The following is a 22,017-nucleotide window of genomic DNA, read 5'->3' on the forward strand; positions in this document are numbered from 1 at the left end:
CTTCAAGAGACTCGTCGGCGCTTTCCAGGCCGACGGCAGCGTCAGCAGCTTCGAGCTTTCGGACTCCAACGGTGACACCAGCCAGCAGATCGCCCAGCTCCGCGCCTTCATCGACAAGAAATGCAGCATCATCACCGTCGTGGCCGGATCGTCGACCGCGCTGAACGACGCCATCGAGGCGGCCTATAAGGCGGGCATTCCGGTGGTCTCGGTGGGCCTTGTCACCACCCCCTACGCGGTCAGCGTGGATTCCAACTACATCAAGTTCGGCTATGACATGGCCAAGGACATCACCACGGCGCTTAACGGCAAAGGCAATGTGCTGAGGGTCGAGGGCATTGCCGGCAGCCCGCTCGTTGCCGAGCAGCGCACCGGAGCCGACAAGGCGTTCGCGGAATCGCCCGGCGTGAAGGTCGTGCGCGACGTCAACGGCAACTGGACCGCGGCGGTGACCAAGACGGTGGTGCTGCAGGCGCTCGCCACCCATCCGGGTCCGGTCGACGCGGTGTGGACCTCGGGCAGCGAAGCGCGCGTCGTGGCCGAGGCTTTCGCGCAGGCGGGCCGGCCGGCGCCCGTCATTACCGGCAGCGTTTCAGGCGATGCGCTCGGCTACTGGAAAGCGCACCCGGACTTCAAGTTCACCGGCGGCGCGCTGTTGCCGTCATGGACCGCGCAGACGGCCGTGCGCGTCGGCGTGCGGATGCTGCTGGGCCAGGAGCCCAAGGTGAGCCTCGTGGAAATCCCCGTACCCGACGTCAAGATCGGCGACCTCGGTTCATGGTACCGCTCATGCATGACGGCCGACGCCGTGTCGGTCTTCCCGGTCGCGCCGCAGGATCCGATGCCGGAGGACCTGATGAACGGGTATTTCAAGAAGCCGGCGCCGACGCCGGAATTCGACTACGCCAAGACGCCGGATCCCTGCGCCCAGTAACGCCCGCCGAGACCTCCCAAGGGCCCTCTTCGGAGGGCCCTTCCTCACTTCCAGACATTTTTGGCAGAACCACCATGAAGCTCGTCAGCACGGCCAGCACGGATATCGATTTCGAAAAGGACGGAAAGCAGATCGGCTTCGTCAACCTCCCGCTTTCCGTTCATGAGGATGCCTGGGGCGTCGTGCCGATCCCGCTCACCGTCATCAAGAACGGCAAGGGGCCGACCATCCTGCTGCAGGGCGGCAACCACGGCGACGAATATGAGGGGCCGATCGCGCTCGGCGAGCTGATCCGCGATCTCGATCCGGCCTCGATCTCGGGCCGGCTGATCATCGTGCCGGCGATCAATCTGCCCGCGGTCGTGGCGGGTCGGCGGACCTCGCCGGTCGACGACCTCAATCTCAATCGCCTGTTCCCGGGCGACCACGGCGGCACCATCACCGCCCAGATCGCCGCCTACATCAGCGATGTCCTGTTCCCGATGGCCGATGTTTTCGTCGACCTCCATTCCGGCGGTTCATCATCGGTGAACGTGCCGAGCGCCGCCATCGAGCCGGCCGCCGATCCGGCGCATTTCAAGCGCAACATCGATGCGGTCGTGGCGTTCGGCGCGCCCATGGTCGTGATCATCTCCAACCGCGGCGATCCACGAACCTCGACGGCCACGGCGGTGCGTGCGGGACTGACGGTGGTCGGCACAGAACTCGCCGGCGGCGGCGGGGTGTCCATCGAAGCGCTGGCGGTCGTCCGGCGAGGCCTGCGCAACCTGCTGGCGCATTTTGGCGTGCTGCCGCCCGGAAAAGATGGGCCGCCCTCCATGACGCGGCCTGACATCTATGAGATCACTCCCGATGCCTATGTGCTCGCCACCGAGACAGGCGTGTTCGAACCGCTGCATCTCAACGGCGTCGAGGTGCATGCCGGCGAGCCGGCCGGGCGCATTCATTTCCTTGCCAATCCCGGCCGCGCCCCCGAAACGCTCTATTACCGGGCCAACGGCATCGTTTACGTCCGTCGCCAGCCGGGCCAGGTCCGGCCCGGCAACGTGTGCATGGTCGTGGCGACGCCCTATCGCGGGCAACTGCCGTGATCGGCCTCGACGATGTGCAAGCGGCGGCCGAACGCATAGCCCCATACATCAGAAGCACGCCGGTCGTGAAAGCGACGGCGACCCGGCAGCCATTGGCGGATGCCGAAGTCTGGATGAAGCTCGAGTCGCTGCAGCCGACCGGTTCCTTCAAGGCCAGGGGGGCGACCAACCGCCTGCTGACCACGCCCCGGCAAGAGCTCGCCACCGGCATCGTGACCGCTTCGGGGGGCAATCACGGCCTCGCGACGGCGCGAGCGGCGACGATCGCCGGAGTGCGGGCGACGGTGTTCGTGCCCGAGACGGCCGAGCAGGCGAAGATCGAAAAGCTCCGTGCGTGGGGCGCCGAGGTCCGCGTCGAGGGCGCCATCTGGGACGCCACCAACCGTGCGGCCCTGGCGTTCGCCAAGGAGCGCGACGCAGCCTATTTCCACCCCTTTGCCGATCCCCAGGTCGTGGCTGGCCAGGGCACGATCGGGCTTGAGCTCATAGACGCGCTGCCGGAGCTCGACGTCGTGCTGGTCGCTATCGGGGGCGGCGGATTGATCTCCGGCATTTCGGTAGCCCTCAAGGCGCTGAAACCTTCGATCCGTATCATTGGCATCGAGCCCACCGGTTCGCCGACGCTCCAGGCCTCTCTTGCCGCCGGCCATGTGGTCACCCTGCCAGCCGTCACCACCCGCATCGCCACCATGGCTTGCGGACGAACGGACGAGCGCATCTTCGGCATCGTGCACGATCATGTCGACGAGATCGTCCTGGTGACCGACGAGGACATGCTGGCGGCTGCGCGCTGGCTGTGGTTCGAATTCGGCATCGCGGCCGACCTGAGCGGCGCTGCCGGCATCGCGGCCCTGCGCTCGGGCAGGCTCCGTTTGCCGCCGCGCGCAAAGGTCGCGACGCTTATCTGCGGCGCCGGCAGCAACGGCGTCGGCGCGGACGGCCAGTGAGATGACCGGCGAGCGCGCCCCGATGCTCGAAGCGTGCGGTCTGTCGAAGCGCTATGGCGAGACCGTGGCGCTGTCGAACGTCGATCTGGCTTTCCAGCCAGGCTCGGTCCACGCCATCCTCGGCGAGAACGGCTGCGGCAAGAGCACGCTGGTCAAATTGCTTTCGGGGATCGTCGCGCCCTCCTCCGGGAGTATCCGCATGCTTGGCCGGCCGGTCACCGGTTCCAATCCGGCGCGCATCCAGCAACTCGGCCTGGCGACCGTCTTCCAGGAGGTGCTGCTCGCCCCCGAGCGCTCGGTGGCCGACAACATCGTGCTCGGCACCGGCTCGGCCTTCGGCTGGCGCGCCAGCCGCTCGGCGCGTCACGGCATCGCGGCGGCGGCTCTCTCGCGGATCACCAGCCTGCCGATCGATCTCGATGCGCCGGCCGGGTCGCTGTCGCTGGCGGTGGGCCAATTGGTCGTGCTTGCGCGGGCCCTGGTCCGCCGCCCAAAAGTCCTTGTGCTTGACGAGGTCACCGCCGCGCTCGATCTCGGCGACCGCAACGCGGTGTTCGAGATGATCGAGGACCATGCCCGGGCGGGCGGGCTGGTGCTGTTCATCTCGCACCGGATGGACGAGGTGATGCGTCTGGCCCATCGGGTCACCGTGCTGCGCAATGGGCAACTGGTCGATACGCTGGAAACCGCGTCGGTCTCCGCCGAGCGGCTGCTGCAATTGATGGCGCCCGCCGCCGCCAGGGAGCTCGATCATGCCGTCTGAGCCGGCCCTGCGTGTGGAAGGCGTATCGCTTGCTCACAACTTGCCAGGGCTGGACGAACTCGTCCATGCGGGAGAGATCGTCGGCCTCGCCGGTCTCGACGGACATGGCCAGGACGCCTTCCTCGAAACGCTTGCCGGCTTGCGTGCGCCGGTCGACGGTCGCGTCCTTGTCCGTCATGGCAGCGCCGGCTATGTCGAAATCGACGATTTCCGACACGCGACACGGCTGGGCATCGCTTATCTTGCCCGTGACCGCAGAGCCAACGGCATCTTCCCCTCGCTGTCGATCCTCGACAATTTCAGCATGGTGACGCTGGGGCGCGATCGTCGCTTCGGATTGATCAGCACGCGCGCCAGGCGTGAGCGCTTCGAGCGCTACCGCGAGCGGCTGTCGATCGTCGCGCCCGGCGGCAACAAGCCGATCACCGCCCTTTCGGGCGGCAATCAGCAGAAGGTGCTGCTGGCGCGCTGGCTGGCGCGCGAGCCGAGGATCCTTCTCCTCAACGACCCCACTCGCGGTGTCGATCAGCGGACCCGTGAAACGCTCTACCAGGCCTTCCGCGATCTCGCGCGACAGGAGGGCATGGCGCTCGTCGTGTTGTCCTCGGAACTCGAGGAAATCTTCCGCCTCTGCGACCGCCTTCTGGTGTTCCGCGAGCAGAGCCTCGTCGCTACCTTTTCGGGGGCCGATATGAACAGCAGCACAGTGATCGCGGCAATGTTCGGGCGCGTCGCATGACGGCCGCCGCACCAATTGCGGGCAGCACGCCAGCGCGATCCCATGGCATCGGAGCGCTCCTGGCCGGTCGTCGGGAGTCGGCGCCGGCCCTGGTCATCCTTGTCGTTCTGCTCATCGTCGACCTGTGGTTGAACCGCGCCTGGATGCTGCCCGACTCCTGGGGCACGATCATTGGCCTGGCCGGCCCGACGATGGCCGCCGCCATCGCCTCCATGCCGGCGATCATGGCCGGGCGCGGCGGCATCGACGTGTCGATCGGTCCGTTGATGGGGTTCATCAACATCATCCTGGTCAAGGTATTGGCGGGCGATCTGGGCATCGACCAACCCTGGGTGCTGGTGCCGGTCGCCCTTGCGATCGGCGCGCTTGTCGGGCTGCTCAACGGACTGCTCTCCGCGGTGCTGCGCATCCAGCCGATCGTGGCCACGCTCGGCACCTATCTGGTGCTCAGCGGTGTGACGCTGAGCCTTCTGCCTGCGCCGGAGGGCGCGGCACCCGCCTGGCTGAAGACCCTTGCCGGCCCCTACTCCATCGTTCCGCTCGCCGGCATGGCGGCAATCTGGCTGCTGGCGAAGCGTCTGACCGTCTATGATTGGCTGATGGCGTGCGGCAGCGACGACCGTGCCTGCTTCACCGCCGGCGTTCCCGTGACCGGCGTGCGTGTCTTCGCCTACACGCTCGGCGGCCTTTTTGCCGGCGCCGGAGGGCTTTTGCTTAGCGCGCTGCTCGGCTCGGCCGACCCCAATGTCGGTCCCACCTTCACGCTGGTCGCCATCTCCGGCGTGGCGCTCGGCGGCGTGAGCCTCGCTGGAGGGCGCGGCGGCTTCGCGGCCGCGGCGCTGGGCGCGGCGGTGATTTTCCTGCTGCAGAGCACGCTCACCTATTTCAACGTCTCGAGCTTCCTGCTGCATACGCTCTACGGCGTCATCCTGGTCGCATCCGTGTCGTTGAACGCGCTGACCGGCCGCATCGCGGGAGGATCGAGATGAACGTCCTTTCCGGCCTCGGCGCCAACACCCGCCGCACCCTTGGCGCCATTGCCATGGCTCTGGTGCTGCTCCTCCTCGGCTCGCTGGCGATCGAGGGTTTCGGCGCACCGTTCGCCATCCGCTCGATGCTCGTTCTGGCGACATTCATAGCCGTGGCGTCCATCGGCCAGACACTGGTTGTCCTGCTTGGCGGAATCGACCTGTCGATCCCCTTCGTCATCGGCTTCGCCAATGTCGTTGCCGCCTCGCTTTATGGCGACGGGATGGCGTTCTGGCTGGTCTGCTTCGTCGTGGCGTTGCTGTCGATGGCCATCGGAGCCCTCAACGGCGCGCTGTCCTCTTTCCTCAGGATCCATCCGTTGATCGTGACGCTCGGCGTCGGCACGACGGTACAGGGCATCGTACTGATGTGGACGGGCGGGCTGCCGACCGGCTCGGCTCCAGCCTATCTGAGCGAGTTCGTGTCGATCGGCGGAACGATCGGCCCACTGCCCGTCCCATGGGTCGTGCCGTGCTTCGCGGTGATGGCGATCTTTGTCCACGTGATGCTTGCGCGCACGCCATTCGGCCGGCAGGTCTATGCGCTCGGCAGCAACCCGACGGCAGCGCCGCTGGCGCTGATCGATCCGCATCGGATCGTCATCGTCAGCTACGCGCTGAGCGCCCTGTTCGCCGCGCTCGCGGGCATCCTGCTGCTTGGCTTCACCGGCTCGGCCTATGGCGATGTCGGCCAGCCCTACCTGTTCCAGACCATTGCCGCGGTGGTGATCGGCGGCACCGCGCTCGTCGGCGGGCGCGGCAGCCTGGTCGGCACGATTGCCGGCTCGGCGGTGCTGATCGAGCTCAACACGTTCCTGATTGGTCTCGGGCTCGCGCCCTCCACGGTACAGGCCGCGCTGGGGATCGTCATTCTCGCACTGGTCTCGATCTACGGCCGCGAAGCCCATGTCCGCACGCTGATCTGAGCGCGACCGCTCGAGCGTGGCTGGCGCGCCGCCCGATCAGCCGCAACTGGTTTGCGTCGGGCGAGACTCATTTCACCAGTTGCGGCAAATCCTTGAGGAACGCCGCTCGCGTCGCGAGGCCCTTCGGCTGGTCGGTGCGCTTGGCATCGACGACCAGCCTGGCAAAGACGATGCGGCGGCCGTCCTTCGCGGCCCAGCCAACGAACCAGCCGAGCGAGCGCTTGCCGTCCTGGCCAAGCTTCGTGCTGCCCGTCTTGCCTTGCACCGTCCAGTCCCCCGCCGCGAAGGTCGGCAGGATCGCCTGGGTCATCTCATGCGCCTTCGCCGATACCGGCATCTTGCCGGCAAGCAGCTGACGCAGGAAGGCCGTCTGCTCGACCGGCGATATTTCGAGCGAGGAATTGATCCAGGATTGCGTCAGCCCGTTGTCCTTGCCGGCGTCGCCCGAGACGTCCTTGTTGCCATAGCCGAATTTCGACACATAGGAGGCGAACTTCTCCGCCCCGAGACGCCGCGTGATCTCGCGCGAATACCAGACGATGGAATCGCGCTCCCAGATCGTCGGATCGACGGTCTTCTGGTCACGCTTGGCCGCCTTGAAGTCCGGCTTGTAGTCCCAGCTCGGCGTGTGCTGGTCGCTCAATATGCCGGCATCGTAGCCGATCAGCGCGAGCGGCACCTTGAATGTCGATGCCGGGCTGACGCGCTGGTCGCAGACGCCGTCCTGGTAAAGTGTCGCGCCGCTTTGCGCATCCTGGATGAGCGTGCAGTGGATGTCGTCGAGCGGCGCCGATTGCGCCCGCACCGGCAGGCCCAGCATCCAGGCCAGAAGGAAAAGGACGATGGCGAAAATGAAGGGATAGCGGTCCATCTGGCGCATGGCGAAGTCACTCCGGAATGAGATTACGGGAGCGGCTTAGCGAGGCGGCTTGTCTCGATTTTGTCTCAAATTCGCAGTGTTTGTGCAGCTTCGCGTTAACCCTACCGGATCGTTAAATCCGGGTCGCGCGTGACGGCCAAAGCGATCAGATTTCGGGCTCGCGGTGCCTTTTGCCGATCTGCCAGTAGCGCCAGGGCATGAACCAGGCATAGCGAGCCGCAAGCGTCTCCGGCACGCGGTCGATGCCATGCGTTCCGAACGGCCCGCAACGCAAGATTCGGAACAGCCCCATCCACCCGCCGGCCCACAGGCCGTGGCGGGCGATCGCCTCATACGCATATTCGGAGCAGGTCGGCAGGTGCCGGCAGCTGTTGCCGACGAAGCCTGAGAGCGTCAGTTGATAGAGGCGCACGAGCGACGTGCCCAGGATGCGCCCGGGCGTCTTACGCCATGGCCCAGGCCAGTTGCGCCCGCGCTGCACCGGCCGGACGCCATGTGTATGCCCGTGATGGTCGCCCATCGCTCCACAGCCTGTTTCACTGCGCGATAGATGTGGGCTTCGGCGCCGAAAACGCAATGCCCTCACGGTCTGGAGCGGTGCGCGGCATGGCTGCCGTTCCATGGGCGATGATGGGAGGGAAGATCGCGATAGTTATGGTGGCCGCCGCGCACGACTTCGCCGTGCCATTGGAAGGTCGCTATCCGTATCACGTCGCTGAAAATGGCCAGGAACTCGTTCATGGCAGATCTCCTTTGAAACGGATTAGACTGCCGCTGGCCTTCCTCCTCAAACGAGTATAATTTCCGCATCGGATAACTTGAGGTTATGCGAAATGAAGCGAGGACGGCTGCCGCTGACGGCGCTCAGGAGCTTCGAGACGGCTGGCCGGCATTTGAGCTTCAGCCGGGCGGCCGAGGAGCTTTATGTCTCGCAGGCTGCGATCAGCCGGCAGATACGCGAGTTGGAGACCTTCCTTGGAAGACCGCTGTTTGTTCGCCTCCATCGCCGCGTCGAACTGACGGATGCGGGACAAAGGCTGCTCGACCGATTGGTCAGAAGCTTCGACGAGATCGACCGCGTGCTTTCCGAGCTGACGGCCTCGCCGGCGCAATCGGTGGTCCGCATCAGCGTCGAGCCGTCGCTGGCAGCCGTATGGCTGGTGCCGCGGCTCAACCGCTTTCGCCAATTGCGACCCGACATCGACGTGTCCCTCGAAGTCGATCTACGGCCGATCGAGTTCCGCAGCGATCAGCCCGAGCTCGCCTTGCGTTTCAGCGCGCACGCCACCTCATGGCCGCGCACAGAGGCCGAGCGCCTGGCCTCGACCGTCGATTCTCCGGTTCTGTCGCCGGCGCTGCTGGCCTCTGGCCCTCCCCTGGAAAAGCCGATCGACCTTCGCCATTACACGCTGCTGCATGAGGAAAACCGCCAGGGTTGGGCGCGCTGGTTCCAGGCGGCCGGCGTGCCCGCCGACGCGGTCCCCGCGCGTGGCCCGATGCTGGCCGATATCTCGCTTTCGAAACAGGCGGCACTCCTCGGCCATGGCGTGGCGCTCGGCGACCTCCTGCAGATCGGCGAGGAGCTCGCGTCAGGCACTTTGATCAAACCGTTCGATATCGATGTCGCTTCCGGCGCCTACTGGCTGGTGGCCAGGAGCTTGGCGGACCTGCCGGAACCCGCTAGGGCGTTCGCCGACTGGGTCCGAAGCGAGTTCGCCGTGACCCGGGGAGCGGACTAGCCGCTACCTTCAAGCCGCCTGTCCGGCGCGCTTCTTCTCGATTTGGCCGATCGCATCGACCACCGCGTCGAAGGTCAGCATGGTCGAGGCATGGCGTGCCTTGTAGTCGCGCACCGGTTCCAGATATTTGAGGTCGGCGAAGCGGCCTTCCGGCGGGGCGCCGTTCTCCTTGAGCATCTTCAGCATGGTTTCGCGCACGGCGCGCAATTCGTCGGCGCTGGCGCCAACCACATGCTGGGCCATGATCGACGACGAGGCCTGGCCAAGCGCGCAGGCCTTCACGTCATGGGCGAAATCGGTCACCACGTCGCCGTCCATCTTGAGGTCGACGGTGACGGTCGAGCCGCACAATTTGGAATGCGCCCTGGCCGTCGCGTCGGCATCGTCGAGCCGGCCGATCCGCCCTATGTTTCCGGCGAAGCCGAGAATTTTCGCATTGTAGACGTCGTCGATCATATTTTTCCAATCCGTCGCCGCCCAGCGAACAGGCTTTGCCGCTCTCGCGTCTTCCTTTCGCTTTGCTGGAACCATATATAATGGTGGCAGTCGGGCATCGACAAGGCGAAGACAAGCCATTGTCCCTGCTCCAATGTTCACGCCGCTTGCGGGATGGAAATGGGCGATTTTCACCCAAAAGGTCGTGGTCCGTTCAACTCGTCCCACCTTTGAGTGGGACTACGGGAGACGCCTTTATGGATGCCGTCATCAAGAAAATCATGCCCCCGTCCGATTATATGGAAAAGCCTGTCACCGACCGGCCGACCGAGGCCGAGGTCGAAGCCGCCGTGCGCACGCTCTTGCGCTGGACGGGCGACAACCCCGAGCGCGAGGGTCTGATCGATACGCCCAAGCGTGTCACCAAAGCCTTCCGCGAAATGTTCAATGGCTATGACATGTGCCCGGCCGACGAGCTTGGTCGCACCTTCGAGGAAGTCGCCGGCTATGACGATCTCGTCATCGTCAAGGACATAAAGTTCCATTCGCATTGCGAGCACCACATGGTGCCGATCATCGGCAAGGCGCATGTCGGCTATCTGCCGGACGGCAAGGTCGTCGGCCTGTCGAAGATCGCGCGCGTCGTCGACATCTTCGCGCATCGCCTGCAGACGCAGGAAGCGATGACCGCGCAGATCGCCGGCGTCATCCAGGACGTGCTCAACCCGCGCGGCGTCGCCGTCATGCTCGAGGCCGAGCATATGTGCATGGCCATGCGCGGCATCCGCAAGCAGGGCTCGACCACGCTGACCTCGACCTTCACCGGCGTCTTCAAGGATACGCCCGAAGAGCAGGTCCGCTTCGTCACCATGGTGCGCGCCGGCGGCTGATTTGCCGGCCCTCGCCGGCCCAAACACATAAGGACCGGCGATGTCGGCACTAAAATTTCCGAAAGCCTCATCAGACAAGAAAGCGCTGGAGGAAGGTTCTGTCCTTTCTCCGCGCTTCGATGCCGCGGGCCTCGTCACCGTCGTCGTCACCGATGCCGGCGACGGCATGCTGTTGATGGTCGCGCATATGAATGCCGAGGCGCTGGCGCTGACGCTGGAGACCGGCATCGCCCATTACTGGTCGCGCTCGCGCAACGCGCTGTGGAAGAAGGGGGAGACGTCCGGCAATTTCCAGCACGTCGTCGAGATGCGCACGGATTGTGACCAGGACGCTATATGGTTGCGCGTCAAAGTGTTGGGCCACGACGCAACCTGTCACACCGGCAGACGTTCCTGCTTTTATCGGACGGTGGGGCTGAACGACGGCAAGGCGACGCTTGCCGACGACGGCAGCAGGCCGCTGTTCGATGCGGACCAAACGTATCGGAAGCCTCTGTGAACCGTTCAATATTCACAAACCACTCATATTCACTATTCTCGAACGTCCTTGTGGTACAAGGGATATGGGACATGGGAGATCGTGATGCTCGAATGGGCGTCATTGCGCAGCAAACCTGACGTTCGGGAGGCCAACGGCCCCGCATCGTCCGGCGGCGTGCCCGATCCGAAGCCAGGCAGGAAAGCAGGCATCTCGCTGGCGCTCGGCGGCGGCTGCGCCCGTGGTTGGGCCCATATCGGCGTGCTGCGCGCGCTCGACGAGGCCGGCATCGAAGTATCCATGATCGCCGGCACCTCGGTTGGCGCGCTGGTCGGCGGCTGCTACCTGGCCGGCAAGCTCGACGAATTGGAGGAATTCGCCAGAAGCCTGACCAAAAGGCGCATCTTCGGCCTTCTCGATCTCAACCTGCGCGGCAGCGGCCTGTTCGGCGGCATGAAACTCGACCAACGCCTGCGCGAGCACCTCGACGGCGCCCGCTTCGAGGACCTGTCGAAGCCTTTCGTCGCCGTCGCTTCCGAAATCCGTACCGGCCATGAGATCTGGCTGTCGAGCGGCTCGCTCGTCACCGCTATGCGCGCCTCCTATGCTCTGCCGGGCGTCTTCGAGCCGGTTGCCTGCAACGGCCGCATGCTGGTCGACGGCGCGCTGGTCAATCCGGTGCCGGTCTCGGTCTGCCGCGCCTATGAGCAGCCGCTCGTCGTGGCGGTCAACCTGCACTACGACCTGTTCGGTCGCGCCGCCGTCATCAAGCACAGCGCCGGCGAGCTTCTCGTCGAAAACGACGCGCCGCGATCTGGCCAGGTCAATCCCCAGTCGCACCAGACGCGCCTCGGCATCACCGGCGTCATGGTCGAGGCCTTCAACATCATCCAGGACCGGATCTCGCGCGCCAGGCTGGCCGGCGATCCGCCGGATATGTCGCTACAGCCCAAGCTCAGCCATATCGGCCTGACGGAATTCCACCGCGCCGACGAGGCGATCAGCCTCGGTTATCAGGCGACGAAGTCGCAGATCAGCGAACTAACCCGGCTGCAGTCCGTTCTGGTCTGAATTCCCGATATTGTTGCTAGGCCAGTGCCGCATCGCTGATGCGGAACTGCACTGTGCGGTTGCCGTTCCAGTAATTGCCCGACAGCGAGCCGGCGACGTGCACGGTCCTGCCGCGGTTCTTGAACAGGAATTCGCCCAGATCCGTATCCACGGCACGAAAGGCGATAGCCTGAAGCTTGCCACCACTCTGCGACTGCAGGTCCACGCGGATGTGGTTGGTGCCGACCGCCCGCGCATCGGCGAGCTTGTGACGGGGCAGCACGAAGACCGGCGCTATATGCCCGGCGCCGAACGGGCCGGCTTTCTCCAGCGCATCGAGCAGCTGGAGTGTGGCGCCCTCGGCGGCCAAGGCACCATCGATCGCCAGGCTTTCCTCGTTCTGCAGCCGGAACACGTCGGCCGCGGCGCGTTCCTCGAAGAAGGCGCGCAGTTCGCCAAGCTTGGCGCGTTCGACGGTGATGCCGGCGGCCATCGCGTGGCCGCCGCCTTTGACGATCAGCCCGGCCTCGGCCGCCTCGCGGACCAGCCGGCCGAGATCGAAGCCGGTCACCGAACGTCCCGAGCCGGTGCCGATGCCGGTCGAATTGAAGGCGATGGCGAAGGCCGGCCGGCGCGCATAATCCTTGAGCCGCGAAGCGATCAGCCCGACGATGCCCGGATGCCAGGTGTTGCTGGCGGTGACGATGACTGCCGGGCCGCTGCCGCCGGCAAGCTCCGCGTCGGCCTCCGCGCGCGCCTGCGCCAGCATCTCCTGCTCCATTTGCTGCCGTTCCTGGTTCAGCCGGTCGAGCGTCTCGGCGATGCTTGCCGCCTCGACGGGATCGTCGGTGGCCAAAAGCCGGCTGCCGAGCGCGGCATCGCCGATACGGCCGCCGGCATTGATGCGCGGGCCGATCAGGAAGGAGAGATGGAAGGTGTTGATCGGCTCGCCGATGCGCGAAACCCGCGCCAGCGCCGCCAGCCCCTCATTCTTCTGCTGGCGCGCCACCTGCAGCCCCTTGACCACGAAGGCGCGGTTGACCCCGGTGAGCGGCACCACGTCGCAGACCGTTGCCAGCGCCACCAGATCGAGCATTGAAAGCAGATCGACCGGCGCCGCATTCGGCAGCCTTTCGCGCAGCACCTTGGCGGTCTGGACAAGGCACAGGAAAACGACGCCGGCGGCGCACAGATGTCCCTGCCCCGACAGGTCGTCCTCGCGATTGGGATTGACGACAGCTTCCGCCGCCGGCAGCGGGCCGCCGACCTGGTGATGGTCGAGCACCACGACATCGGCACCGGCTTCTCTGGCCGCGTCGACCGAGGGTGCGCTGTTGGTGCCGCAATCGACGGTGACGATCAGCTTCGCGCCGCGCGAGATCAGCTCCCGCATCGCTTCCGGATTGGGCCCGTAGCCTTCGAAGATGCGGTCCGGGATATAGATTTCCGACGGCACTGAAAAATGCGTGAGAAAGCGCTTGATAAGCGCCGACGAGGCCGCGCCGTCGACATCGTAGTCGCCGAAGATCGCCACTTTTTCATGGGCGACGACCGCGTCGGCCAGCCGCGCCGCCGCTTTCTCCATATCGGTCAGCGATGCCGGATTTGGCAGAAGCTCGCGAATGGTCGGGTCAAGGAAGCGCTCGGTCTGCTCGACGCCGACGCCGCGCCCGGCAAGCACCCGCGCCACGATGTCGGGCACGCCATGGCCCTGGGCGATGGCCAAGGCGGCCATGTCCTGCCGCTCGGTGAGCCGGTGTTCCCAGGAAACACCCGTCGCCGACTGCCTGACATCGAGGAAGGGGCGCTTTTCGCCGCTCAACTACGCTTTCCGCTTTTCAGCCTGGCGGCGCCGCCATTCGTCCGCCGCATCACCCATGGTCTTTTCCGTATCATCCTTGAGCCAGGTCATGAAAGGGCGGTCGAACCGGAATGCACTGCCGCATTCGTGCGTGAGAAAGCGGCGCACATTCTGGGTGTTGCGATAGGATTTGGTGATTGGAGTGGTGCGCGAAATCGGATCCGCGTGCCAATCGAACGCCTTCATCGTCAGATCCCTGCCGCCAGCATCGGCGACAGGGATGGCTAACAATTGCGATCCGGCGCTGCAAGCAGGTTTAAAATTTATCCAGATCCTGGTGGCGCGCCTTGATCTCGCGCACCGTGCGCGAGGACGAGCGCAGCACGATGGTGTGGGTGGTGATGAAGGTGCGGCCGAACTTCACTCCGTCGAGCAAATTGCCGTCGGTGACGCCGGTCGCCGCGAACAGCACGTCGCCGCGCGCCATGTCCTGGGCGCGGTAGACGCGCTTCGGATCGGAAATGCCCATCTTCTGCGCCCGCGCCACCTTCTCCGGCGTGTCGAGGATCAGCCGGCCCAGCATCTGCCCGCCGGTGCAGCGCAGTGCAGCCGCCGCCAGCACGCCCTCCGGCGCGCCGCCGGTGCCGAGATAGATGTCGATGCCGGTCTCGTCCGGATCGGTGGTGTGGATGACGCCGGCGACATCGCCGTCGCCGATCAGCCGGATGGCAGCGCCCGTGGCGCGCACGGCGTCGATCAGCTTGGCGTGACGCGGCCGGTCGAGGATGCAGGCGGTGATGTCGGAAACGGCCACGCCCTTGGCCTTGGCCAGATTGGCAATATTTTCGGCCGGCGAGGCGTCGATGTCGATCAGGCCTTCCGCATAGCCGGGACCGATGGCGATCTTGTCCATATAGACGTCCGGAGCGAACAGCAGGCTGCCCTTCTCGGCAATGGCGATCACGGCCAGCGCGTTGGGCAGGTTCTTGGCGCAAATCGTCGTGCCTTCGAGCGGATCGAGCGCGATGTCGACGGCCGGGCCTTTGCCGCTGCCGACCTCCTCGCCGATATAGAGCATCGGCGCCTCGTCGCGCTCGCCCTCGCCTATCACCACCGTGCCCTTGATCGCCAGCCGGTTGAGCTCCTGGCGCATGGCGTCGACCGCGGCCTGGTCGGCGGCCTTCTCATCGCCACGCCCGCGCAGCCTGGCGGCCGCGACGGCGGCCCGCTCGGTGACGCGCACGATCTCCATGGTCAGGATCCGGTCGAGGCCGGCGGCAATGTTCTGGGCTATATTCATGAACAGGCTTTCCTCGTGAAACTCAGCCTCCCGCCAGAGGCGCGCTTCTTCTGGCAAAGCTCCATGACAACGGCAAGACTTGCCCCGTCAATTTTTGAAACGACAGCAAAATCAATCGATTGAAGGCGGAATACGACCGAGCGTGGCTCCCGAAAATGGGACCCGGTTTCGGGCGGAAGACATGCGTCGATCAAACAGGCTCTATTCGGCCCGCTCGATGCGGATCACCTGTGGCTTATCGGTCAGGTGACCGTCCTTGGTGATGCCTTCGACAGCCTTGCGCACCGCTGCTTCCGTCGTCTCGTGGGTGACGAGGATGACTGTCTTCTGAGCCTGCGTTTCCGCGCCGGCCGCCTGCTGTACGATCGATTCCAGCGAGATGTCGTTGTCGGCCATGCGCTTGGCGATGGCTGCGAAGACACCGGTGCGGTCATGCACGGTAAGGCGGATGAAGTAGCCGCCGGCATGGCTGCGCATCCGCGCCTTCTTGTAGGGCTTCAGCTCCTTCGCCGGCCAGCCGAACACCGGCGCGTGCTGGAAGCCCGGCCGGCTCTTGGCGATGTCGGCAATGTCGCCGACGACCGCCGAAGCGGTGGCATTGCCGCCCGCGCCCGGACCCGAGAGCAGGAGCTCGCCCAGGATATCGGTCTCGATCGCCACCGCGTTGATGACGCCATGCACCTGCGCGATGACCGAGGCCGTCGGCACCATGGTAGGGTGGACACGCTGCTCTATGCCGCTGTCGGTGCGCTGCGCGACGCCGAGCAGCTTGATGCGGTAGCCGAGATCGCCCGCCGCGCGGATGTCGGCCTGGGTGATGTTGGAGATGCCTTCCATATAGATGTCGCCGGCGGCGATCTTAGTCCCGAAGGCAAGGCTGGTCAGGATCGACAGCTTGTGCGCCGTGTCGTGGCCCTCGATGTCGAAGGTCGGATCGGCCTCGGCGTAGCCGAGCCGCTGCGCGTCCTTCAGGCAGGCGTCGAAGGAGATGCCTTCGGCTTCCATGCGGGTCAGGATGTAGTTGCAGGTGCCGTTGAGGATGCCGAAGACACGCGTCACCGCGTTGCCGGCCATCGCCTCGCGCATCGTCTTGATGACCGGGATGCCGCCGGCCACCGCCGCCTCGTAGTTGAGCAGCACGCCCTTCTTCTCGGCGATCTCGGCAAGCGCCACGCCATGCTTGGCAAGCAGCGCCTTGTTGGCGGTCACCACATGGCGGCCAGCCTCGAGCGCCGCCTTCACCGACTGCCGGGCCGGCCCCTCGTCGCCGCCGATCAGCTCGACGAAGACATCGATATCGGCCTTCTCGGCCAGCTTGACCGGGTCGTCGAACCATTTCGCGGCGCTGAGGTCGATGCCGCGGTCGCGCTTTTGATCGCGCGCCGAAACGGCCGTCACGACGATGTCGCGGCCGCATTGGCGGGTAAGCTCGGCCGCCTTGTCGCGCAGCACGCGCGCCACCGAGGCGCCAACCGTGCCAAGGCCAGCAATTCCAACACGCAACGCTTCAGCCATGTCCGGCGACGCCCCTCAAGGATTGTTCGATGTGATGTGCGGCAAAGTCAACGATGGGCAGCTAAAGGCACCACATTGTTGGGCTGCTTGGCGGTGGTCGCGAGGAACTTCTTGATGTTGCGCGCCGCCTGGCGGATCCGGTGCTCGTTCTCGACCAGCGCCACGCGCACATAGTCGTCGCCATGCTCGCCGAAGCCGACGCCCGGCGCCACCGCGACATCCGCATGCTCGATGAGCAGCTTGGAGAATTCGAGCGATCCGAGATGGCGGAACGGCTCGGGGATGGGCGCCCAGGCGAACATCGAAGCCGCGGGCGCCGGAATGGTCCAGCCGGCGCGGCCGAAGGAATCGACCATCACGTCGCGCCGCTTGTGGTAGACGTCGCGCACCTCCTCGATGTCGGCGCCGTCGCCGTTCAGCGCATGCGCCGCCGCAACCTGGATCGGTGTGAACGCGCCATAGTCGAGGTATGATTTCACCCGCGTCAGCGCCGAAATCAGCCGCTCGTTGCCGACCGCGAAGCCCATGCGCCATCCAGGCATGGAAAAGGTCTTCGACATCGAAGTGAACTCGACGCAGACATCCATCGCGCCCGGCACCTGCAGCACCGAAGGCGGCGGGTTGCCGTCGAAATAGATCTCGGAATAGGCGAGATCGGACAGGATGATGATGTCGTTCTTCTTCGCGAAGGCGACCACGTCCTTGTAGAAGTCGAGCGAGGCGACAAGCGCCGTCGGGTTCGACGGATAGTTGAGGATCAGCGCCAGCGGCTTCGGGATCGAATGGCGGATGCCGCGCTCGACCGCCGGGATGAAGCCGTCATCGGGCTCGACCTGGAGCGAGCGGATCACCCCGCCCGACATGATGAAGCCGAAGGCATGGATCGGATAGGTCGGATTGGGGCACAGGATGACGTCGCCAGGCGCGGTGATCGCCTGCGCCATATTGGCGAAGCCCTCCTTCGAGCCGAGCGTCGCCACCACTTGCGTGTCGGGATTGAGCTTCACGCCGAAGCGGCGCTGGTAGTAATTCGCCTGGGCGCGGCGCAGGCCCGGAATGCCGCGCGAGGAGGAGTAGCGATGCGTGCGCGGATCGCGCACCACTTCGCACAATTTGTCGACAATGGCTTTCGGCGTCGGCAGGTCCGGATTGCCCATGCCAAGATCGATGATGTCGGCGCCATGCGAACGGGCGCTGGCCTTCAGCCGATTGACCTGCTCGAACACGTAGGGGGGAAGCCGGCGGACCTTGTGAAATTCTTCCATTGGAGTTCCAGACGATCGAAGGGGCGCTTTCGGCGCGCGATATAAACCTAATTGCAGCTAGGGTCGAGGGCGGGGTCGCATTTGCCCTCGATCTGCTTCAGCGTGTCGGCGCCATGCGTCTTGGCAAGCGTGTTGAGCGCCGCCGCATTCGCCGGTGCTTTGACTTTGCCGCCCTTGGCGACCTGCGCCTGCTCCTCGGCCTTGAGCTGGGCGAGGTTCGCGGCGGTCTCCTCCTTGGTGAATTGCTTGGCGGCCACCGGCGGCGCAACATTGAGGTTGGGATAGGAGCCGGTATCCTTCGGACCTTCGCTCAAGGTCGTCGGCGCCGCATTGTTCGTGCCGGCGCTCGTGCAGCCGCCGGCGGGCAGCAGCACGCCGACCAGCCCCGCCACGACCGCCGTGCGGCAAATCGAACCCGGCCTGAGAAAAAAAGTCCCGCCAACATTAATCGTCATATTGTTTTCCTGGCAGCCGGGTTACAGCGAATTGGACCCGGTCAGATGTCCCATGGTAATATGTCAAGAAAACGCTCCGGGAGGAACCCCGCGAACCATGTCCAAACCTGACGATTCGGACAAAGCGGAAAATGGCGGACCTTCGGCCATTGAGCAATATCTGGTGAAGGATCCCGAGCGCTTCGCCTTGAACATGGCGCGCATGGTCGAGCAGGCCGGCAAGGCGGCTTCCGCCTGGGCCGAGCCGCGCGAGAAGGGTGAGGTGCGCGATCATGTCGCCGAGCCCGTCGTCGACATGGTCAAGACCTTCTCCAAGCTCTCGGAATACTGGCTGGGCGATCCGCAACGCGCGCTCGAAGCGCAGACGCGGCTCTTCGCCGGCTATATGACCGTCTGGGCGAACGCCATCCAGAAGGTCAACCCCAACGCCGAGACGCCACAGGACGCGGTTCAGCCCGAGCGCGGCGACAAGCGCTTCCAGGACCCGGAATGGGGCCGCAATGCCTTCTTCGATTTCCTCAAGCAGGCCTATCTCGTCACGTCGCGCTGGGCGAACGAGCTGGTCGAGCATGCCGAGGGCCTGGACGAGCACACCCGCCACAAGGCGAGCTTCTACGTCAAGCAGGTGTCGAACGCGATCGCGCCGTCGAATTTCATCCTGACCAGTCCCGAACTCTTCCGCGAGACCGTCGCCTCGAATGGCGAGAACCTCGTGCGCGGCATGAAGATGCTGGCCGAGGACATCGCCGCCGGCCGCGGCGACCTGAAGCTGCGCCAGGCGGACTACACGCCCTTCGAAATCGGCAAGAACATCGCCACCACGCCCGGCAAGGTCGTCGGCCGCAGCGACGTCGCCGAGATCATCCAGTACGATCCGGTGACGGAAACGGTGCTAAAGCGCCCGTTGCTGATCTGCCCGCCATGGATCAACAAATTCTATATTCTCGACCTCAACCCGCAGAAATCCTTCATCCGCTGGGCGATCGAGCAGGGCCACACCGTCTTCGTCATCTCCTGGATCAATCCGGACGAGCGCCACGGCGCCAAGGGCTGGGAAGCTTATATCCGCGAAGGCCTGCAATTCGGCCTCGACATAGTGGAGAAGGCCACCGGCGAAAAAGAAGTCAACGCCATCGGCTATTGCGTCGGCGGCACGCTGCTTGGCGCGGCCCTTGCCCTCTTGGCGCAGGAAGGCGACCACCGCATCAAATCGGCGACTTTCTTCACCACCCAGGTCGATTTCACTTATGCCGGCGACCTCAAGGTGTTCGTTGACGAGGACCAGGTCGCAGCCGTCGAGCGCTCGATGAGCGAGAAAGGCTATCTCGAAGGCACCAAGATGGCGACCGCCTTCAACATGCTGCGTTCGGGCGACCTGATCTGGCCCTATGTCATCAACAACTACATGCGCGGCAAGGAACCCCTGCCCTTCGATCTGCTCTACTGGAATTCCGATTCGACGCGCATGGCGGCGGCCAACCACTCCTTCTACCTGCGCAACTGCTATCTCGAGAACAATCTCTCGCGCGGCGGGATGGAGCTTGCCGGGCGCACGGTCTCGCTGGCCGACATCACGATCCCCGTCTACAACCTTGCCACGAAAGAGGACCACATCGCGCCGGCGCTTTCGGTGTTCCTGGGCTCGCAGTTTTTCGGCGGCAACGTCGAGTATGTGATGGCGGGTTCCGGCCACATCGCCGGCGTCGTCAATCCGCCTGCCGCCAAGAAATACCAGTACTGGACCGGCGGCAAGCCGGTGGGCGACTTCAACGCGTGGCTTGCCGCGGCGCACGAGCATCCTGGCTCCTGGTGGACCCACTGGCAGCACTGGATCGAGGACCAGGACAACATCCACGTACCCGCCCGCAAACCCGGCAAGCGTATGAAAACCTTGGGAGATGCGCCGGGCAGCTACGTCAAGGTGCGTGTGTAACGGACTGTAATGTCTGGTGAGTTGACGGGCCGCCAAAACAGGACGAAATGGTGGCGTCAATCGTTCGGCGGCATCAAATCACCTTCCGACGCAGAATAATTTCGAGGCTTGCAGATTCGACACACGTCCCGCTTCCGGTTGGGAACAGGAGGGTTATCGCGGCACGGTGCTGGAGTGGCGTGGCGATAACGAACCGACCGGATACCGAGGGGGAATTTATTTTGAAATCAGCAGGTTGGCGTCTTGCACGAAGGGAAAGTCGCAGCATTGCGGCAGCGCTTTTTTCCGTGCTTTTAGCCTCCTGCACATCGACCGGCGACCCGACGATGTCGGTCGTTTCGCCCGCCTACAATTCAACCGCGACCGAAATGAGCGCGACATCCAGCGCCAAGACCGCGACCGCGGCCGATTCGTCGCTGCAGGCATCGGCGCCTGCTGACCCGGCATCGACCGTGATGAGCGAAGGCGACACGCCTTTGCCCGAGAAGGTCGCCTATGTGCCGGAGACGCGGCCGCAAGCCGCCGCCTTCCCGGCCGTCGCCGTGCCGGCCGGCTCCGCCACGATCGCCGGCAGCACGCCGCAACCGCTGGTTCAGCAGGCGCAAACGGCGGATCAGACGCAAGGCGTCGCCCAGCAGGTCGCCGCCGGCGATGCCGCCGCCATTGCATCGAAGGCGCAGGCGACCACGCAGGCCATGAGCAACGGCGTTTATGTGACCGCGGGCGAGCCGGCGCAGCCGCAGATCGCCGCGCCGAAGAAGGGCCTGTTCGCTTCGCTGTTCAGCACCACCCCGGCTTCGGCAGCGCCAGCCCCCCTGATCACGCGCTCCGGCGACCAGTCCGCCGCGCAGGCCAAGACCACGCCACCGCCGGCCAAGCCGATCGTGACGCTGGCCTCGGCGACTCCGGCCGAGAAGCGGGTGCAACTGGCCTCGATCGACGACCCGGCCAATCACATCACCGGCGCCGATGCCCTCCCCGGTGTTCGCCAGACCGCGCTGTTCGAGATCAAGCGCAAGTCCGGCATCGACGACGAGAGCGACGTCGACCTCAACGAGGATGAGGGCGGCGGTGGCTCCTACCAGGTGGCCTCGGCCGCCGGCATGGCAAGGCTCGCGCCCAACGGCCTTCTGAAGCAGAACGAAAGCGTCGACGTCGCCTGCCTGAAGCCGTCGCTGGTGCGGGTGCTGAAGACGATCGAGGGCCATTTCGGCCGCAAGATGGTCGTCACCTCCGGCTATCGCGATCCCTCGCGCAACCGCCGCGCCAACGGCGCCAAGAACTCGCTGCACATGTACTGCGCCGCCGCCGACATCCAGGTGCCGGGCGTGTCGAAGTGGGAGCTGGCGAACTACGTCCGCACGATGCCGGGCCGCGGCGGCGTCGGCACCTATTGCCACACCGAATCCGTCCATGTCGACGTCGGCCCCGAGCGCGACTGGAACTGGCGCTGCCGCAGGCGCAGCGGCGGTGGCGAGGACGGCTGAGCCTGCCCGCCCTTCGGCCGCATCCGCATGCACGTAACGCACTTTTTCCGTCTAAAGCCGCACGTTTCACGGCGCCGTGAAAAAAGTTGTCGCATGTGGCGGCAGATGGGTTGCCGGTTGGCAACAACGCAATTATAAGCCGCTTCGTCTGAGCGCGCCCATCGTCTAGCGGTTAGGACACCGCCCTTTCACGGCGGTAACAGGGGTTCGATTCCCCTTGGGCGTACCAGCTTTTTTCAAACGTTTAGCGGACATCAGAACGGATTTGTCCGATTTCCGGCAAATCGGGCTCGGAATCGAGCACGCTCGACGTGGCAAGTTCAACAGCGGTGCGTTCAAACCTCAGGCTGATCCATGGTGC

Annotated in this window: 23 protein-coding genes and 1 tRNA gene; 14 read left to right on the forward strand and 10 right to left on the reverse strand. The window is 65.0% G+C overall.

The window, feature by feature from the left end; translation table 11 throughout:
• From FJ471_RS26565 to FJ471_RS26595, 7 genes are all read left to right on the forward strand, one after another.
• On the forward strand, positions 1-934 hold a 934-nt coding region (locus FJ471_RS26565; RefSeq protein WP_140807692.1), incomplete at its 5' end, for a substrate-binding domain-containing protein.
• Between the two features lie 74 nt (positions 935-1,008).
• Positions 1,009-2,025 (forward strand): succinylglutamate desuccinylase/aspartoacylase family protein, encoded by a 1,017-nt coding sequence (locus FJ471_RS26570; RefSeq protein ID WP_140807693.1) that lies wholly within the window; start codon positions 1,009-1,011, stop codon positions 2,023-2,025.
• Complete coding sequence (locus tag FJ471_RS26575; RefSeq protein ID WP_140807694.1) at positions 2,022-2,972, forward strand: threonine/serine dehydratase; 951 nt, start codon at positions 2,022-2,024, stop codon at positions 2,970-2,972. The genes FJ471_RS26570 and FJ471_RS26575 overlap by 4 nt, the downstream gene beginning before the upstream one ends.
• 1 nt (position 2,973) lies before the next feature.
• Positions 2,974-3,735, forward strand: a complete 762-nt coding sequence (locus FJ471_RS26580; RefSeq protein ID WP_246684842.1) for an ATP-binding cassette domain-containing protein — start codon at positions 2,974-2,976, stop codon at positions 3,733-3,735.
• Positions 3,725-4,474 (forward strand): ATP-binding cassette domain-containing protein, encoded by a 750-nt coding sequence (locus tag FJ471_RS26585; RefSeq protein ID WP_140807695.1) that lies wholly within the window; start codon positions 3,725-3,727, stop codon positions 4,472-4,474. Before FJ471_RS26580 ends, FJ471_RS26585 begins: the two co-directional genes overlap by 11 nt.
• Entirely contained in the window at positions 4,471-5,463 is a 993-nt protein-coding gene (locus tag FJ471_RS26590; RefSeq protein ID WP_140807696.1) for an ABC transporter permease, read from the forward strand. Before FJ471_RS26585 ends, FJ471_RS26590 begins: the two co-directional genes overlap by 4 nt.
• Positions 5,460-6,428, forward strand: coding sequence for an ABC transporter permease (locus tag FJ471_RS26595; RefSeq protein ID WP_140807697.1), 969 nt, complete (start codon positions 5,460-5,462; stop codon positions 6,426-6,428). Before FJ471_RS26590 ends, FJ471_RS26595 begins: the two co-directional genes overlap by 4 nt.
• 67 nt (positions 6,429-6,495) lie before the next feature.
• Here FJ471_RS26595 and blaOXA read toward each other — a convergent pair whose 3' ends face one another.
• The 3 genes from blaOXA to FJ471_RS34935 all read right to left on the reverse strand — a co-directional run bounded on the left by blaOXA (position 6,496) and on the right by FJ471_RS34935 (position 8,049).
• Positions 6,496-7,308 (reverse strand): class D beta-lactamase, encoded by an 813-nt coding sequence (blaOXA, locus tag FJ471_RS26600; RefSeq protein ID WP_140807698.1) that lies wholly within the window; start codon positions 7,306-7,308, stop codon positions 6,496-6,498.
• 145 nt (positions 7,309-7,453) lie between these two features.
• A complete protein-coding gene (gene yidD / locus FJ471_RS26605; protein WP_140807699.1) occupies positions 7,454-7,828 on the reverse strand; it encodes a membrane protein insertion efficiency factor YidD in 375 nt (124 codons plus the stop codon).
• Positions 7,829-7,890: 62 nt separating this feature from the next.
• A complete protein-coding gene (locus FJ471_RS34935) occupies positions 7,891-8,049 on the reverse strand; it encodes a hypothetical protein (RefSeq protein WP_181179752.1) in 159 nt (52 codons plus the stop codon).
• Positions 8,050-8,141: 92 nt separating this feature from the next.
• Between FJ471_RS34935 and FJ471_RS26610 the strand changes: the two genes are divergently transcribed.
• Positions 8,142-9,047, forward strand: coding sequence for a LysR substrate-binding domain-containing protein (locus FJ471_RS26610; RefSeq protein ID WP_140807700.1), 906 nt, complete (start codon positions 8,142-8,144; stop codon positions 9,045-9,047).
• Positions 9,048-9,056: 9 nt separating this feature from the next.
• Here the strand turns inward: FJ471_RS26610 and FJ471_RS26615 are convergent, their stop codons facing one another.
• Complete coding sequence (locus tag FJ471_RS26615) at positions 9,057-9,503, reverse strand: iron-sulfur cluster assembly scaffold protein (RefSeq protein ID WP_040981567.1); 447 nt, start codon at positions 9,501-9,503, stop codon at positions 9,057-9,059.
• 236 nt (positions 9,504-9,739) lie between these two features.
• Between FJ471_RS26615 and folE the strand changes: the two genes are divergently transcribed.
• The 3 genes from folE (at position 9,740) to FJ471_RS26630 (ending at position 11,921) form a co-directional block, all read left to right on the forward strand.
• The gene (gene folE, locus FJ471_RS26620; protein WP_140807701.1) at positions 9,740-10,372 is read left to right on the forward strand and encodes a GTP cyclohydrolase I FolE; all 633 of its coding nucleotides are present in this window, start codon (positions 9,740-9,742) and stop codon (positions 10,370-10,372) included.
• Positions 10,373-10,412: 40 nt separating this feature from the next.
• A complete protein-coding gene (hisI, locus tag FJ471_RS26625; RefSeq protein ID WP_140807702.1) occupies positions 10,413-10,871 on the forward strand; it encodes a phosphoribosyl-AMP cyclohydrolase in 459 nt (152 codons plus the stop codon).
• Positions 10,872-10,955: 84 nt separating this feature from the next.
• Positions 10,956-11,921, forward strand: a complete 966-nt coding sequence (locus FJ471_RS26630; RefSeq protein WP_140807703.1) for a patatin family protein — start codon at positions 10,956-10,958, stop codon at positions 11,919-11,921.
• 16 nt (positions 11,922-11,937) lie between these two features.
• Here the strand turns inward: FJ471_RS26630 and recJ are convergent, their stop codons facing one another.
• The 6 genes from recJ to FJ471_RS26660 all read right to left on the reverse strand — a co-directional run bounded on the left by recJ (position 11,938) and on the right by FJ471_RS26660 (position 18,236).
• On the reverse strand, positions 11,938-13,722 hold the full coding sequence (recJ, locus tag FJ471_RS26635) for a single-stranded-DNA-specific exonuclease RecJ (protein WP_140807704.1): 1,785 nt from the start codon (positions 13,720-13,722) through the stop codon (positions 11,938-11,940).
• Entirely contained in the window at positions 13,723-13,947 is a 225-nt protein-coding gene (locus FJ471_RS26640) for a DUF6434 domain-containing protein (protein ID WP_140807705.1), read from the reverse strand.
• A 70-nt stretch (positions 13,948-14,017) separates the two neighbouring features.
• Positions 14,018-15,001 (reverse strand): class II fructose-bisphosphatase, encoded by a 984-nt coding sequence (gene glpX / locus FJ471_RS26645; RefSeq protein ID WP_140807706.1) that lies wholly within the window; start codon positions 14,999-15,001, stop codon positions 14,018-14,020.
• Positions 15,002-15,202: 201 nt separating this feature from the next.
• Positions 15,203-16,516 (reverse strand): homoserine dehydrogenase, encoded by a 1,314-nt coding sequence (locus FJ471_RS26650; RefSeq protein WP_140807707.1) that lies wholly within the window; start codon positions 16,514-16,516, stop codon positions 15,203-15,205.
• Between the two features lie 47 nt (positions 16,517-16,563).
• Positions 16,564-17,781, reverse strand: a complete 1,218-nt coding sequence (locus tag FJ471_RS26655) for an LL-diaminopimelate aminotransferase (RefSeq protein ID WP_140807708.1) — start codon at positions 17,779-17,781, stop codon at positions 16,564-16,566.
• A gap of 47 nt (positions 17,782-17,828) precedes the next feature.
• Entirely contained in the window at positions 17,829-18,236 is a 408-nt protein-coding gene (locus FJ471_RS26660) for a hypothetical protein (protein ID WP_181179754.1), read from the reverse strand.
• A 97-nt stretch (positions 18,237-18,333) separates the two neighbouring features.
• On the opposite strand from FJ471_RS26660, the gene phaC reads away from it, so the two are divergent.
• The 3 genes from phaC (at position 18,334) to FJ471_RS26675 (ending at position 21,885) form a co-directional block, all read left to right on the forward strand.
• Positions 18,334-20,169, forward strand: coding sequence for a class I poly(R)-hydroxyalkanoic acid synthase (phaC, locus tag FJ471_RS26665; protein WP_140807709.1), 1,836 nt, complete (start codon positions 18,334-18,336; stop codon positions 20,167-20,169).
• A gap of 326 nt (positions 20,170-20,495) precedes the next feature.
• Positions 20,496-21,656 (forward strand): YcbK family protein, encoded by a 1,161-nt coding sequence (locus FJ471_RS26670; protein WP_181179756.1) that lies wholly within the window; start codon positions 20,496-20,498, stop codon positions 21,654-21,656.
• Between the two features lie 154 nt (positions 21,657-21,810).
• Positions 21,811-21,885, forward strand: a tRNA-Glu gene (locus FJ471_RS26675).
• Positions 21,886-22,017: the final 132 nt, after the last annotated feature.

Source organism: Mesorhizobium sp. B2-7-1 (assembly GCF_006440735.1).
Taxonomy (GTDB): Bacteria; Pseudomonadota; Alphaproteobacteria; order Rhizobiales; family Rhizobiaceae; genus Mesorhizobium.